Source organism: Chitinophaga sp. (assembly GCF_035538455.1).
Classification (GTDB): domain Bacteria; phylum Bacteroidota; class Bacteroidia; order Chitinophagales; family Chitinophagaceae; genus Chitinophaga.
In genome coordinates, this window is the sequence record NZ_DATLKJ010000181.1 from 1 (window position 1) to 13,624 (window position 13,624).

General features: G+C 45.1%; 9 protein-coding genes. 6 read left to right on the forward strand and 3 right to left on the reverse strand.

The genetic code is table 11. The features are described from left to right. The 4 genes from VM802_RS21645 to VM802_RS21660 all read left to right on the forward strand — a co-directional run. On the forward strand, positions 1-836 hold an 836-nt coding region (locus VM802_RS21645; RefSeq protein ID WP_325534474.1), incomplete at its 5' end, for a DbpA RNA binding domain-containing protein. A gap of 155 nt (positions 837-991) precedes the next feature. After that, positions 992-2,932 (forward strand): 1,4-alpha-glucan branching protein GlgB, encoded by a 1,941-nt coding sequence (glgB, locus tag VM802_RS21650; protein WP_325534476.1) that lies wholly within the window; start codon positions 992-994, stop codon positions 2,930-2,932. Between the two features lie 272 nt (positions 2,933-3,204). Continuing rightward, complete coding sequence (locus tag VM802_RS21655; protein WP_325534478.1) at positions 3,205-4,101, forward strand: DUF4382 domain-containing protein; 897 nt, start codon at positions 3,205-3,207, stop codon at positions 4,099-4,101. Positions 4,102-4,202: 101 nt separating this feature from the next. Further along, positions 4,203-4,805 carry a toxin-antitoxin system YwqK family antitoxin gene (locus VM802_RS21660; protein ID WP_325534480.1) on the forward strand — a complete coding sequence of 201 codons (603 nt, stop codon included), beginning with the start codon at positions 4,203-4,205 and terminating at the stop codon, positions 4,803-4,805. Positions 4,806-5,499: 694 nt separating this feature from the next. Here the strand turns inward: VM802_RS21660 and VM802_RS21665 are convergent. Together VM802_RS21665 and VM802_RS21670 are read right to left on the reverse strand one after the other, a co-directional pair. Beyond that, a complete protein-coding gene (locus tag VM802_RS21665; RefSeq protein WP_325534482.1) occupies positions 5,500-7,902 on the reverse strand; it encodes a glycoside hydrolase family 31 protein in 2,403 nt (800 codons plus the stop codon). A 146-nt stretch (positions 7,903-8,048) separates the two neighbouring features. Then, positions 8,049-9,155 (reverse strand): WD40/YVTN/BNR-like repeat-containing protein, encoded by a 1,107-nt coding sequence (locus VM802_RS21670; protein WP_325534484.1) that lies wholly within the window; start codon positions 9,153-9,155, stop codon positions 8,049-8,051. Between the two features lie 147 nt (positions 9,156-9,302). On the opposite strand from VM802_RS21670, the gene VM802_RS21675 reads away from it, so the two are divergent. Then, on the forward strand, positions 9,303-12,410 hold the full coding sequence (locus VM802_RS21675; RefSeq protein WP_325534486.1) for a ligand-binding sensor domain-containing protein: 3,108 nt from the start codon (positions 9,303-9,305) through the stop codon (positions 12,408-12,410). Between the two features lie 47 nt (positions 12,411-12,457). Next, a complete protein-coding gene (locus VM802_RS21680) occupies positions 12,458-13,126 on the forward strand; it encodes a response regulator transcription factor (protein ID WP_325534488.1) in 669 nt (222 codons plus the stop codon). A gap of 283 nt (positions 13,127-13,409) precedes the next feature. Here the strand turns inward: VM802_RS21680 and VM802_RS21685 are convergent, their stop codons facing one another. Beyond that, positions 13,410-13,559, reverse strand: a complete 150-nt coding sequence (locus VM802_RS21685) for a hypothetical protein (RefSeq protein WP_325534490.1) — start codon at positions 13,557-13,559, stop codon at positions 13,410-13,412. Positions 13,560-13,624 lie beyond the last annotated feature (65 nt).

Below are 13,624 nucleotides of genomic sequence, written 5' to 3' on the forward strand. Positions count from 1 at the left end.
TAGATAACGTAACGCACGTAATTAACTACGACCTGCCGGATGACGTGGAGAACTACACACACCGTAGTGGCCGTACCGGAAGGGCGGGTAAGTCAGGTATCTCTATTGCTGTTATCAGCAGCCGTGACATTGGCAAGATCCGTCAGATCGAGCGTGTGATCGGCAAGCGCTTTACCAAAGCTGAGGTACCGGATGGTTTTGCAGTATGTGAAAAACAGCTGTTTGGCCTGGTACACAAAGTACACAACGTAACCGTAAATGAAGAGCAGATAGAGCCTTATCTGGAACGTATATACGAAGAGTTTGCGTCCATGAGCAAGGAAGAGCTGATCAAGCGCTTTGCTTCTCTTGAATTCAACCAGTTCCTCGAGTACTACCAGGATGCGCCGGATCTGAATGCCAAGGACGAAAAGCGTTCTTTCGGCGAGGAAGGCCGCAGAAGCAGTGGCAAGTTCACCCGTCTCTTCATTAACCTGGGTTCTGTAGACGATTTCAACCGTGGCGATATGCTCCGTTACCTGTGTGATAACACGGGGATCCGTGGCAACAAGATTGGCCGTATAGATCTGAAAGGTGTTTACTCTTTCTTTGAAGTGGAAAACGACGAAGTGGAAAGAGTTACACAGAGCTTCAAGAAAGTGGAGTATAACGGCCGTTCCGTAAGGATTGAAATGTCTCAGGACGGTGATAAGCGCGGTGGTGGCGGTGGTAACCGTTATGGCGGTGGCGGTCAGCGTAGGGACGATGGCCCGCGTAAACGCTGGAATTCCGGCGACAAGCGCGAAACTTCCGGTGGCAGCAAACCTCCGTTTAAACGCAAATTCAGCCGGGACTAATTCTCCGGTAACCTAATATTGTGGGATTTTGATATTTTCTGATCTGAACGACGGAAAATATCAAAATCCCACTTTTTTTATCAGATAAGTATCTTATCATTTCCCGAAATTAAACTATCTTGTTAACCTGGAACCCAAATTCACACGTTATAACTATGACCGGAACTATCAATCGCCAATTACAACCAGTTGAAGTGTTTTCCCTTTTTTCTTCAGGTGATATTGCCTTATTTCAGGCGGGTTCACATTACCGGCTATACGAAAAGATGGGTGCGCACACGATGGAGTTTGAAGGGGTGCGCGGTACCTACTTTGCTGTATGGGCACCGGATGCTGCGTTTGTAGCGGTAATGGGCGATTTTAATGACTGGGATCATTACAGTCATACCCTGTATCCCCGTTGGGACAGGTCAGGGATCTGGGAAGGGTTTATAGCTGGTGTAGAGGAGGGGGAGATGTATAAGTACTTCATCCGTTCCAACAGCGGGGAGGAATTGCGGAAAGGAGATCCATATGCTTTCTATTGGGAACTGCGGCCAAAAACGGCTTCTATTGTGCGCAGGCTGGATCACACCTGGAAAGACAAAAAGTGGATGAAGGAGCGGAGATCACGTAATTCGCTGAACAGTCCTTATTCTGTATATGAAGTGCACCTGGGTTCCTGGCGTAAGCCGGATTCCAATGACGAAGAAAGTTTTTACTCCTATACGGAGATTGCCGCGATGCTGGTGCCTTACGTCAAGGAGATGGGTTTTACACATGTGGAGCTGATGCCGGTAACAGAGCATCCGTTTGACGGTTCCTGGGGGTATCAGCAGGCGGGTTATTATGCACCTACCTCGAGATATGGCACGCCGCAGGATTTTATGGAAATGATTGAAGCATTTCACCTGGCAGATATAGGTGTGATTCTGGATTGGGTGCCGTCTCATTTTCCGTATGATGCGCACGGGCTGTTCAGATTTGATGGTTCGCATGTGTATGAGTACGCTGATATGCGTAAGGGATTCCATCCGGACTGGAACAGTTATATCTTCAATTATGCCCGCAGCGAGGTGCGGTCTTTCCTTCTGAGCAATGCTATATTCTGGCTCGACAAATTCCATGCAGACGGTTTACGGGTAGATGCAATTGCGTCTATGATCCACCTTGATTATTCACGGGAGCGCGGAGCATGGGAGCCTAACATATTGGGTGGTAATGAGAACCTGGAAGCGATCAGTTTTCTGAAAAAGCTGAATGAGACTGTGTATGCGCTCTTCCCGGATGTGCAGACAATTGCGGAGGATTCTACCTCGCATTTCGGTGTATCGAGGCCTACTTTTATGGGTGGGTTGGGATTTGGGATGAAGTGGATGATGGGATGGATGAATGACACGCTCGATTATTTCAAGAAAGATCCTATTCACCGGAAGTGGTATCAGAATGATCTTACTTTTAGTGTGGTGTATGCCTTTGGCGAAAATTATATGCTGCCGCTGAGTCACGACGAAGTGGTACATGGGAAATCACCGTTGATATACAAGATGCCAGGCGATGAATGGCAGAAGTTTGCGAACCTGCGTTTGCTGTACGGTTATATGATGACGCATCCCGGCACGAAGCTGTTATTTATGGGAGGTGAGTTTGGGCAGACTTCTGAATGGAATTACAAACAAGAGCTGGACTGGCATCTGCTACAATATGCGCCACATAAGCGTTTGCAGGATTTTGTGAAAGACCTCAACAGGCTTTATACCAGCTCAACGGCGTTGTATGAGCAGCAGTTTGACGCAGCAGGTTTTGAATGGATCGTGGTGAATGATTACGACAACTGTATACTGGCATATACGCGTAAAGGCAAGGCCGACAAGGATGTGCTCCTGGTGGTGATGAACATGACACCGGTTCCGAGAGAGCAGTATCCGGTGGGAATACCCGTGGGCAGCGGGCATTGGGAAGAAGTGATCAACAGTGATGATCCAAAATATTATGGCAGCGGTGTTGTCAACACCGGTTTGCTGAAAGCAGTCAAACAATTTTATAACGGACGGGAATATGTATTGCCGCTGCGTCTGCCTCCCCTGGGCATAACTGTTTTGAGGTGGACTGAATAACAATCAGTTATATCTTTCTTGCAGAAAATCCTGGAAAAAATCTTTTCCAGTTTAAACTTTCTTTTTTATTCCGTGTCTGATTATTGCGTCTGATGATACAGCAATAAGAGGAGAAGTATGGACGTTTATTTAGTAACTGTCAAAACTGCCAACCAGAAACTAAGCCGTGAATCTGAATCAAAGCCAAAACTAAAAGCCAAAACTAAAGAGAGATCGAATCGGTAGATAGACGACCATATTTTTTATTCATTTAAACCATTAATACTTCATTTATGAGAAGAAATGCTCTCCGAAAAACGGGGCAGGCTATCGTATTGTCTGCACTCGCTGCTGTCATGTTGTACTCCTGTTCGAAGGATCAATCTACCGGAACGCAGCCAATACCGGCGGATCAACAGAAAGTAAGTCTTTATCTCTCCGATGATCCGGGTTTCTTTGATAAAGTGTTACTGGATATCCGTAGTGTTGAAGTGTTGGTGGATACCTGTGGTAACAGGGATGATGATAACTGGGATAATGGCCGTCGTTGCGGATGGGATGAGGATGACAAGCATGAGAACAAGAAATGTGAAGTATGGGATACATTGAATGTGAAAGCGGGCGTATATGATGTGCTGACATTACGCAATGGTACAGATACATTACTGGCGGGTGGCCTGGTAAAACAAGGGGAAATGAAACGTATCCGTATTACGGTGGGCAGCAACAATTCCCTTGTAAAAGACGGTGTAACTTATCCGCTGAAATCTGTTGCCGGGCAATCAAAGATCATTGTGAGGGTACGTCATAACGAATGGGACGAGCTTTCTGCGAATAATCTGCAACTGTGGCTGGACTTTGATGTACAGCGTTCTATTATTTCTGTGGGCTATGGTAAGTTCATATTGCGTCCTTTCATCAATGTGTTCACTATCCTGAAGATGGGAAGTCTTTCCGGCCGTGTAACGCCATGGGAAGCATTCCCGGTGATTTCGGTGTATAACAGCACTAATGATACACTGTATGCATTGCCGTGGAGGAATGGAGAGTTCAGGGTTCGTGGGTTGAGATCCGGTACGTGGAATGTGTTTGTAAATGCATCCAATGGTTATCAGGATACTACTATTACCAATGTGAAGATTGAAACAGCGAAAGACACTAAGTTGGGTGATATCAAGCTGCATAAGTAGTTGATGCATTTCATAGTTCTGAAAAAGCCGGTTATCTTTTTTAATGAAGATGCCGGCTTTTATATGCATTAAATATTTAACTTGTGGGAAAGCCGGAAGATATGCAGCAACTATTTTTATGTATACTGTTACAATTGTTAGTTGTAACAGGAATATGCCAGGTAAAAAATAATCAGCGCGATGCGCAGCGCCGTAAGCAGGGCCACTGGATAGAAGAAGTGGGTGAGGTAAGGGGTGAGCCGGGATATGTATGGGAAGGGAATTATAGGAATGACCGGAAGGATGGGGTATGGAAGAAAACCTCACCAATGGGGACAGTGCTGGCTGAGGAGACTTTCAAGAATAATGTGCTGGATGGTTATTGTACGTATTACTATCCGAATGGCAAACGCAGTGAGGAAGGCACTTACATTACGACGGAGATTGCGGGCCAGCGGGATACTATTATGGTGATTGATCCGGTAACGAATGTGGAGACACCTACGGAAATTGTGCGCCTGGGTAATTCTGTGAGACATGGTGTGTGGAAGCTGTATGATGAAGAAACCGGTAAGATGGTAAAGGAATATTACAACAGGGGAGATGTGATCAGTGCTGCTGATTACGGAGATACGACCGCAGTTGCGCCCAAGGCTCCAGCGCAGCCGGGCGGTATGAAACTGCCGCATGAAGCCGCAGGCAAGCATAACAGGAAAAAAGAGTGAACAGTATGAGAATATGAATAGCAAAATGAACAAAAAGATTTGACGGTATTCGTGTTTTTTTGCGTACTTTCATAATACAGAGAACGTTAACCTACCCCTCGTAGTCAAATAGCATGTTCTTAATTGTTTAATCCTTAATCTCTTTTTATGAAAAGCCTGACTATCAACCCAGGGCACGACCAGCAGGAGCTGCACGATATGGAATACACTAATGACCGGTTAGTATTATTATTCCGGGCTGTATTTATTTTTTGTGTTTTTTGTGCGTTGATGATTATATTTTTTCTATCGCTCTACTACTGATCTTCCATAAATAATGTGTGCTGGCAGGCAGTTTTTTGATTGCCCCTATGCACATAAGAATAAAGCCCTCACGCTATGGCGTGGGGGCTTTATTTTCGTATAGATGTTCACGTTATATTGCTAAATTGATTTTATTCTCCTAAATGCTTACTGGTATTACATTTTGTGCATTGTATGCAAATGAAGTAAATGAGAACATGTTAATTGCTTCTTAAGATTTTGTTCATTTTGTTCATTTTACTGCAAGCGTTCCCGAGAATTTTGAACAAAGAATTTTAGCGCTTACTTTTACAATCTCTAAAGTTGGCATAGGTTAGGAACCGGCGCCAGATCTCTATCTGAAGCCCTATATTTTTTCTTATACCATACTCCGGAAAAAATACAAACACCATTATTGCTTATTAATAATAATTTCCTCGAAACCACGGTTTACTAAAAATGAAACGGTATTATCCGGTAGAAAATTGTCTTTGCCCAACATCGTTTCTTTTCCGTCAACGATCACTGTGGTAGCCTGAAAAGGAAGTCCATGCAGGGTTATACGGTAATTTTGATAAGCGGTTTCGTAATTAATGAAGTATTTCTTTTTCAGATAGAAGCGATCTGATGAGGAAGACTGTTTAAAGCGGATTACATTGTATTGACCGTTTTTGTAACCATAGTGATCACCGGCATCTTCATACAATACGTTTCTGTTTACCGCAGTGCCGTAATAGACATGCAGCAACATTTCTGTAACAGGCGTCTGGTGTGTATACTGCATGAGTGGGTAACGTGGTACTACAGAGCCGGCCTTTACAAACAGCGGCATCTCATCCAGTGGTGTGGTAATTTTTACAGATTGTTTGCCGGTGAATAGTTTATCGTTCCAGAAGTAATACCAGTCACCTTCGGGGAGATACACGGATTTTTCTTTCATGCCTTCTTCACTTACATGGCTGATCAGCAATGCATCACCGAACATGAACTCATGACTGCAGTTGTGTGTATTATCGTCATGTTGTGACACAAAGGCCAGTGGACGCAGCATTGGTGTGCCGATAGCGGCATATTGCCAGAAGGTGGTATACAGATAGGGGAGTAGTTCGTATCTCAGTGAAATGAACTTGTTTACTACTTTCTCATACTCAGGGCCAAAGCTCCAGGGTTCCTGGTTGAAGCCTGTTTCATTGCTGGCGGAGTGTGTGCGCATCAGTGGGTGGAACACTGCCAGTTGTATCCAGCGTGTATACAGTTCGCCATTGGGCTCGCCGATGAAGCCACCTATATCGCTGCCGGTAAAGGAAATACCAGATACGGAGAGCCGCTGGCACTGTACGCTTGCAAGCCAGAGATGTTCCCAGCTGGAAACATTGTCGCCCGTCCATACTGATGCCCAGCGTTGTGCGCCTGCATAGCAGGAGCGGGTGATCACAAAGGGGCGGTTGGGCAACAGGTATTTCTTCATACCTGCGGCGGTAGCCTTACTCATCAGGTGTCCGTAAATGTTATGCGCTTTGCGATGACTTACTTCTTCTCCATCATAGTCGTGGCGTACATCTTCAGGGAACGTTCCCATTTCAAATACTGCTGGTTCGTTCATATCGTTCCAGACGCCGTGTACGCCGGCTTCTGCCAGTCCTTTGAAAAGGCTGCTCCACCATTCGCGTACTTCAGGATTGGTAAAGTCCGGGAACACGCATTTGCCTGGCCATACGTCTCCTTCCATAGGCGCGCCATCAGCGCGTTTGCAGAAGTAGTTGTTTTTGATGCCTTCCTGGTAGATATTGTACTCAGGATCTACCTTGATACCCGGATCGATGATCACCACTACTTTAAAACCTTGTGCAGCAAGGTCTTTGATAAGCCCTACCGGATCGGGGAACCATTCCTTACTCCAGGTAAAGCAGCGGTATCCTTCCATATAATCGATATCCAGGTAGATCACATCACAGGGAATATTTCTCTTTCTGAACTCTGTTGCGATTTCTTTTACCCTTGTATCGGGATAATAGCTCCAGCGGCATTGATGATAGCCTAAAGCCCACATGGGTGGTAGTTCCGGTGTGCCGGTAATTTTAGTATAGGCGGCGGCTACATCCAGTAACTCAGGGCCATAGATGAAGTAATAGTTCATCTCACCGCCGCGGGCCCAGAAGCTGCTTACATCTGGTCTTTCTTTTCCGAAATCGAAAATGGTACGGAAGGTATTATCAAAGAAGATACCGTATCCCATACCGTTATGCAGTCCGTAATAGAATGGAATATTGCGGTACAGCGGGTCGGTATCTCTCTGATAACCGTAGGCATCGGTACCATAGTTCTCCAGCCTTTTGCCACGGAGATTCAGTTCTGTGGGCTTGTCGCCAAGACCATAGAAACATTCATCTTCCTGTATGAGCTTGCTGCAATAAACGATCTTGCCACCTTTCAGGAGATAATGTTGCCAGTGAAAACCCAGTTCATCCTGATTGATAACCTTTCCTTCCTTGTCGCTGATGGTGATGCGGAGATTGTCTCTCGCGATGAACACTTTCAGTTCAGCCGTATATATTTCGAAGGTCTCTTCCCATTCTTTCATGCCGAAGGAGATAGGGGACTCTTCAAGTCCGTCGCTGGTGGCGTAGGAAAAATCGCGTTGAAAGGAACCATCTGCCGCGTAGCGGAAACGAATGATTTTGTCAGCAATCACCCTTACTTCCAGGATGGTTTCTGATGTGTAAAAACAGAAGTAGTTTCCTTCTTTTTTCCATGCCCGAATGCCATCGGGGAAGTGCTTAATGCCGTATTTGCTTGACGAAGTTTCAACTTGCATAATCTCGTTTTCTGAGTGCCTGGCGATGCGCGCCGTGGACTTAAATTACACAAAAATAGAAGTAATTCAATTAACTGTATGACGTGGAACGGTTTATAAATCCCTGAAACATAACAGTAACAGTGATTTTTCTCCGAAAAATAATATTATAACCCGAGTATTCCAATTGAAGTACCGGCGAGGAATATACGTTTACCATTCCGGGCCCGCTTAACTACATGGAACCCTTGTCCTGCTTGTTGCCAGTCGCGTCCTTTATTAAAAGAAATATCAGTGCCTGATGTACCGGTAGCGACCAGTACTTTGGGTGTGATGAAGGCAACGCATGATTTGAATCCATGGGGTGGTGTATGCGGCGTGTACCAGTTATGGCCTCCATCAATGGTGATGACGCAATTGCCTTTGGTAAGTGTATCATTTTTATAGTCGCCGCCTATTGCAATACCGATTTTGTTGTTGAGGAATGCGATGGAGAATGCGCCAGTAGTGCTACTTCCCTGTATGATCGGGATAGTGAGTGGCAGCCATGATGATCCTGATGTGAAAAGTCTTGATACGGTACCGCCGGTACCGAAGTATACTTTATTACCTGGCAATGTTACGAGACTGGTGCCACTGGCGGCAAAGAGCGATTCACCGTTGGTAGCGACCGGCAGCGTTGCCACGGGATCATGCCGCCATGTTTTACCTCCGTCATGTGTGCGGATGATGGTAAATCTGTTCTGCAACGGATCTCCGATGGCGATGCCTTCGCGGTCATTGAAGAAATCAATGGCATCGAAGAAGATACCGTGCGTAGTGTCTGAAAACACCTGTTGCCAGTTAAGTCCGCCATCTTCTGTAAGGAAGAGCCTTGCTGGTTCGCCGGCATTGAGCACCAGTGCTTTTTTGTCATTGAATGCATAAAGGGAGCGCCAGTCGCAGCTATCGCAGCCCCTGATCTGTGTCCATTGCCAGTTTTGGCCGCCATCTGTGCTTTTGCCTACCATGCCGCCTGTTCCGGAGGCCCATACGATATCATCTGACACCGGGCAAAGACCTCTGATACTTTTTGCAGGAGGGGCGGAGACTAGTATTTTTATATGAGGCTTGTCTGACAGAGACTGGGCAGCCGCAGGTAAAAAATACCATGTTGTCTGAAGAATAGTACATACCAGCATGATTGCGGTAAGGCGGAATCCGGCGCACTTGTGAAACAGCCAGCACGCTGCATTTGATAGAGGCTGGCATATGAGGGATAATTTCATCATCATAAAGTATAATATTTATTTCCAATCTATTAGCGACAAGAAAATTACGAAATAGCTACAAAGTGTGAAGCAGAATTATATATTTGCAAAACAGCCTAAACCAGCTTACTGTCTATAACTATAATAATCAGCGTGCGTCCACTGCGTCAAATGAAAATATTTATCCTGCTCCGCCTATGCTTCCTTACGGGAGGCATACTGCATGCCCAGGATAAGCCATATATATTTGACAGCTACAGCGTCAATGAAGGATTGTCACAGAGTACTGTGTTTGATATTACACAGGATGACCAGGGGTTTCTCTGGGTGGCAACCCGCGACGGAATCAACCGTTTCGATGGCTATACATTCAATGAATACCGTTACAATCCCAGCCAGATAACAAGGGCGGGGGAAGGTAAAGGAGAATTGGTACCCCGTGGTTCCAATGGTAACCGTGCTGTGATCAACCGTTTCGACCTGAAGGGGTATAAAGGCTTTTCTTTTTACAGAGACAGTCACCATCAGTTGTTACTTGCTCATAACAACGGCATCAGCATTTATGACAAATACCGTAATAACTTCCGCATACTGCTGGAGGACACCTCTGTGTTGAATGCGAAGGAGCGTGACTACAATGTAAAGTTTAAAATACTTGGAGAAGACACGGCTACTAATGCGCTATGGGTCTGGCGTCCTGCAAAGGGATTGTATGTGCTTGATAATACCACTTATGCACTGAGGCGCGTGATTATGTATCCACCGCAATTCCTTCGTACCGGCCAGATCCCTGCCACGGCAGTAAAAGATGGTAATACCATCTGGATGAGCGGAACAGAGGGAGAGTTGCTGGCCCTCAATATAAAAACACTCCACCTGCAGACCTATTGTCTGCCTGGTGTAAGCTGCAGTCCGGTGATACACAACCTGAATGCCGACTCTATGCTGGTTGTTAGCCCGGGGCATATCATCTTGTTCAATAAGAAAAGAAACAAGTTCAGCGACCTTGTTTTTGATGTGAAGAATGTGGTGGCGGAGCCGTTCCTGCCTAATGTAGTGGAGATAGATCATGATGGTAATGCGTGGATTGGCGGAACAGACGGCGTACTGATCTATAGTATTGCACGCAATGAAATTGTACGGCATATTGTGAGCTTCAATACTTTTGAAACCCGTTCATTCAACCTGGTACGTTATCTCTACCGGGATGGTTCTGATAACATGTGGGTGGGTTTGGACGGGGATGGTCTTAAAAAATATTCTCCCCATAAAAAGGTTTTCAACCTGTACCGTTCTCCCTACATTACACATAACATGGTGCAGGCTGTATACAAACATGATGATGGTAAACTGTATGTGGGGCTGATGCGGGATGGCCTGAATGTATATGAGGAGGGCGGCCGTTTCCTGGAGCGTATCTCCAATGAGCAGTATCCGAACAGGTTTCCGGCTAATGACCTTGGCGCTATCTGCCGGGAGAACTTTGAACATCTCTGGCTGCACTTTGCAGACATGCATATCGGGTTGTTTAATGTGCAGACCAAAGGATTTGAGGACCTTACTCCCAAAGTGGAGGAGCTTGGATTGCCCTGGCAGGCAGACCCTTATCCGTTCCTGTATAAGCGTACCAGTGGTGAGTTATATTTTAATTACGGGCGTTATCTGCTGAAGTTTGAAAATACTCCCAGGGGTTATAAAGTAGCTGTGGTGCATGATTTCAATGATGAGCAACTGACCACTTACTTCGAAGACTACATGGGGAATCAGTATGTGGGTACAAAGTCCGCATTATATGTAAAGAGTACTTCCAGCACACGATGGAAACATGTAGCGTTGCCGGACGGAACTACCGTGAAGAGCATCAACAAGAATCCTCATAAAGAGTTGCTGGTGGCTACCAATAAAGGGTTGTTCATTCTTGACCAGCAGTATGCGATCAAGACGCATTATAACAGCTATAGCTATCCGAAGCTCATCAACGACTATATGTACGGGGTATTACTGGATGACAAAGACCGTATTTGGGTGAGCCATAATAAGGGGCTTTCGGAGATCAATCCTGTTACTAATACCATCACTACATTCAATTACGAAGATGGTTTGCAGTCGAACGAATTCAATACCGGTGCATTTTATAAGTCGATCGACGGAGAGTTGTTTTTTGGCGGGATACGTGGTGTCAATGGGTTTTATCCGAAGAATTTCCGCAAGAATCCTTTCTCATCCAAGGTGATCATCCGGAGGATGGAAGTGCTGGATAAGCCTTATGAGTCGGACACTGCTATTTCGCTGCTGAAGCGGGTGGAGCTGCCGCATAATCAGAATACGATTGCGATTGAATTTGTGCCGCTGGAGTATACCAATCCGCTAAAGAATAAGGTGCAGTACAAGCTGGAAGGCGCGGATGAAGACTGGGTGGAGGCCGGTACCTTCAGGATGGCGCGTTATACCAACCTGCATCCGGGAAGTTACACTTTCAAAGTGAAGGCATCCAATAATGATGATACCTGGAATACAACACCTACAACACTGGAGATTGTGATCAGGATCCCATTCTGGCAGTCGTTATGGTTTAAATTTTTACTGCTGCTGTTATTACTGGGCATTGCATACTATTTTTCCACTTTGTACCTTGACTATAAAATACGCCATGAGAAACTGAAGCTGGAGAAAGAGCAGGCGGTAGACCAGGAGCGGGCACGTATTTCCAGCGACATGCATGATGATCTTGGCTCCGGGCTTTCTACCATCCGCCTGTTAAGTGAGATTGCGAAGCGGAAGTTGCCGGAGAACGGAAAGATTGCGGAGATAGAACGTATTTCAGAAACGGCTGGGGAGATGATTGACAAGATGAGTGAAATTATCTGGGCGATGAATTCTTCGAATGATTCTCTGGCCAACCTGATTGCTTATATGAGAAGTTTTGCGGCAGATTTTCTTGAGCATGCACATATTTCCCACCAGTTTTTCATTCCGGAGGCGATTCCAGACATTAAGCTCAGCGGGGGCGCAAGAAGGAATATTTATCTCGCAGTAAAGGAATCGTTGCATAATGTTGTAAAACATGCGAAGGCAACAGAGGTGATTATTGAAGTGAAAATGCATAAAAACATGACGATAATGATCAAAGACAATGGAAAAGGATTTGACCAGGAAAAGGTTCGTTTGTTCGGCAACGGGTTGAAAAATATTCAGAAGAGGATGATGGCTGTGGGCGGCAATGCAGATATTACATCCAACAACGGTACAATAGTTTTTCTCGATATCCCACTAAATTAACATACATTTGTTTTAAGTAACATTTAAGTGTTATAATTCCTATAAACATGACGGTATACTCAAAGAAGAAGTCCCAGGATAACATGGACATCATTTCTATTGCGATAGTAGAAGACAACCATGATATCCGCACGGCTATGGAATTGCTGATTAATGGTTCTGAAGGATATGCCTGTGTTGGCACTTTCAATAATGCAGAAACCGCGCTGGAACAGATCCCTCAACTGCTGCCCAATGTAGTACTGATGGATTTCAATCTTCCGGGAGGAATGAACGGTATTGAATGTATCGCCCGGTTGAAAGCAGAATACCAGGATATGCAGTTTATGATGCTGACGGTGTATGAAGACGATGATAAAATCTTTATGGCGCTGGAGGCGGGAGCAAGCGGATACATCCTGAAGAAGACATCGCCAGGCGAATTGCTGGAAGCAATACGCGACCTGCATGAAGGTGGTTCGCCGATGAGCTCACAGATTGCGAGAAGGGTGGTAGCCTTTTTCCAGAAGCAGGCGAAACCTAATCCTGCGCTGGAAGCGCTTACGACACGCGAGAAAGAGATCCTCGACCAGTTGTCAAAAGGATTTCTTTATAAAGAAATTGCCAGCAACCTGTTTATCAGTATTGAAACAGTGAGAAGGCACGTACACAATATTTATGAGAAGCTGCACGTACGCAGCAGAACAGATGCTGTGAATAAATATTACAACAGGTAGTTTTATTTAGGTATTTAGTTATTTAGGTATTTAGTTATTTTAAAAATGCAGCGGAGATCGATAAAGTATATTTCGATCTCCGCTGCATTTTTAAAATAACTAAATACCTAAATAGCTAAATACCTAAATAAAGAAATCGTCAATTCTTTACCACGATTTTCTTGAGAAGGTGTACAGTTAGTACTACGGCGGCAATAAGCAAGCACGCCAGTTTGAATAATAAACCGGTCTTCATAGGCATAGGGGTAGATTTTGGTGATTAAGTACGATAGTGCTCCGGGCGTCAGCGAAGCATCTGCCAGGAGTCAAATTTTTTTATGAGCTGAAGGAATTTATTGCCGATGTTATTCTGCTGTTCCTTACGGATCAGGTATGTGGCAACGAGTGCAACGATCAATACAACAGTTATTAAAAGCAGACATATTATTTTCATAGGGCATAGGTTTTATAAAGAAGTAGTTTTCAGTAGGCGTCTTTAGTAAATATAGTGATTATTTT